Raw genomic sequence first — 2,412 nt, forward strand, 5'->3', positions numbered from 1 at the left:
GATTCATATGGTTCTATTAGATAGGAAAAGGAATTTCTCGGGGCCGCCTCTCGGCGGCCTTGCGAAAAACAAATCCAAGTTAGACCATTTCAAATGGTTCGATGTCTGCCCGGATGCGACACTGAAGTAAGTGTCCATCCTCGCAGTATCCGGTTCTCAAGGTGCACGCTTTGCGGCTGATCCGGTTCGACCGGGCCGCGCGGCAAGGAGATATATTGCCAGACCGGAGGGCCCCCGGGGGCGGGAATCTGGGCGTACACATTTCCCACACATATAAGTACTCTCGGCTGGCTGGTTAAAAACAGGAGGGGACCTCGCTTCCGAGATCCCCTCTTTTGCCTATCTATAGCAATAGACTCTTAAATACCTTATGCCAGCAGCTTGCGACCGGACTCCTCGATAGCGTCAAGTGCTGCATCTGCCTCGGCGGCATCCGCGCCCTTAGCGAAGATGTACAGCTTGATCTTGGGCTCGGTGCCGGAAGGACGAACGATACCCTTGTTGCCACCCTCAAGATCGAACTCAATAACATTAGCCTTCGGCAGGCCGTTCACGCAGGTGTTGTAATCAACGACGGCCTCAATCTTGGAACCGGCGAGCTCCGCGGGCGGGTTCTCGCGCAGACCGGCCATGATGCCGGCCATCTTTGCCGCACCCTCAGCACCCGGATAGCTCAGCGAAATCGTCTTATTGTGATAGTAGCCATACTTCTCGTACAGCTCGTGCATCGCGTCGGCAAGGTTCTTACCCTGCAGCTTGTAATACTGCGCCATCTGGCAAATCAGAAGCGAAGTGCTCACCGCGTCCTTATCGCGCACGTGGTCGCCGGCCAGATAGCCGTAGCTCTCCTCGAAACCGAAGATAAAGCGGTCGACCTCGCCAGCATCGGAAAGCGAGGTAATGATGTCGCCGATGTACTTGAAGCCCGTCAGGCAGCGACGGAGCTCAAAGCCATACTCCTCGGCCAGAGCGTCAACCATGGCGGAAGAAACGATAGTAGTAACGGCAACCTTCTTGGTGAGATCCTCGTCGCGGGCGGCACGGGTCTTGCAAATATAGTCGAGCAGCAGGACGCCCATCTCGTTACCGGTCAGCAGCAGGTAGTCATCACCATTCTTGACGGCAACGCCAACACGGTCGGCGTCGGGATCGGTTGCAAGCAGCAGATCAGGGTGAACCTGCTCGCAGAGATCGATGCCCTTCTGCATGGCCTGACGGATCTCAGGGTTAGGATACGGGCAGGTCGGGAAATCGCCGTTAGGCTCCTTCTGCTCCGGAACAACCGTGACATCGGTGATGCCAGCGCGCTCGAGCACCGTCGTGACGGGAATGAGGCCGGTGCCGTTGAGCGGAGTGTAGACGAGCTTAAGCGGTGCGCCGGCAATCTCCTCGGCAGAAAGGTTGGTCACGCCGCGGGCGAGAACGGCGTCATAATAACGCTCGAGGCACGAGTCATCGATCCATTTAACCAGACCCTGCTCAAGAGCCTCATCAAAGTCCATGGACTTCACGCCGGTAAACGTATCGGTCTCGGCGATAGCCCTCGAAATTGCATCGGCGGCCTCACTGGTGATCTGGCAGCCGTCGGGGCCATAGGCCTTATAGCCGTTATAAGGCGCTGGATTATGACTAGCGGTCATGCAAATGCCACCGGAGCACTTAAGGTCGCGGACGGCCCAGGAGAGCGTCGGCACAGGAGAAATCTTGGGATACACGAGGGCAGTCACGCCGTTTGCTGCAAGAATGGCAGCCGTCGTCTTGACGAACAGCTCACCTTTATTGCGGCTATCGCGAGCGATGGCGACCGTCGGATGCTCGAAGGTCGCATTGAGGTAGTCAGCGAATCCCTGGGTCGCACGACCGACCGTATAGATATTCATACGGTTAGTGCCCGCACCGATAGTGCCGCGAAGGCCGGCAGTACCGAAGGCGAGATCCTGGAAGAAAGCGTCGGTGATGGCGTCTTCGTCACCCTGCTCCTTCATCGTGTTGAGCTCAGCGAGGAGCTCCTCGTCCTTGACATTGGCAATCCAAGTATCAAGCAGCTCATGAACATCTGCCATGTGAGTCCTTCCGTCACAATCAATAAAACAACCCGTGTAAAACAGGACAAGCGCATCAGCGCGCTAAAGCAAATATTAGTCCATTGAGAACAGAGAACCGGCCACAGAACGGTGAACGTTTATATTCACCGGTGGATGATTGAATTGATTTAATTGCTTAGTGAATACCGCCTTTAACGCAAAAAAGGGGGAGGCCGCGAGGCCTCCCCCTTCTCAGTTCAAGCGCACGGCTCGGTGCCGTCCACCGGTCAGCGGCGCCCTGGCCTCCCACGGGCTGACCCCGCAGTACTCTCGGCGCGATGGGGCTTAGCTTCCGGGTTCGGAACGGGACCGGGCGTGCCCCCCATGC

Annotated in this window: 1 protein-coding gene and 1 rRNA gene; both read right to left on the reverse strand. The window is 57.0% G+C overall.

The window, feature by feature from the left end; all coding sequences use genetic code 11:
• Positions 1-368 precede the first annotated feature (368 nt).
• The gene (locus tag NBH09_RS09905) at positions 369-2,063 is read right to left on the reverse strand and encodes a phospho-sugar mutase (protein WP_250787856.1); all 1,695 of its coding nucleotides are present in this window, start codon (positions 2,061-2,063) and stop codon (positions 369-371) included.
• 246 nt (positions 2,064-2,309) lie between these two features.
• Positions 2,310-2,412, reverse strand: a 5S ribosomal RNA gene (gene rrf, locus NBH09_RS09910); the annotation flags it as partial.

This window comes from Collinsella sp. BG-O-102 (assembly GCF_023656745.1).
Taxonomy (GTDB): Bacteria; Actinomycetota; Coriobacteriia; order Coriobacteriales; family Coriobacteriaceae; genus Collinsella.

Bases quoted from the DNA above. Each gene is read 5' to 3' on its own strand.
- NBH09_RS09905 (WP_250787856.1), bottom strand. From the start codon at position 2,063: ATGGCAGATGTTCATGAGCTGCTTGATACTTGGATTGCCAATGTCAAG.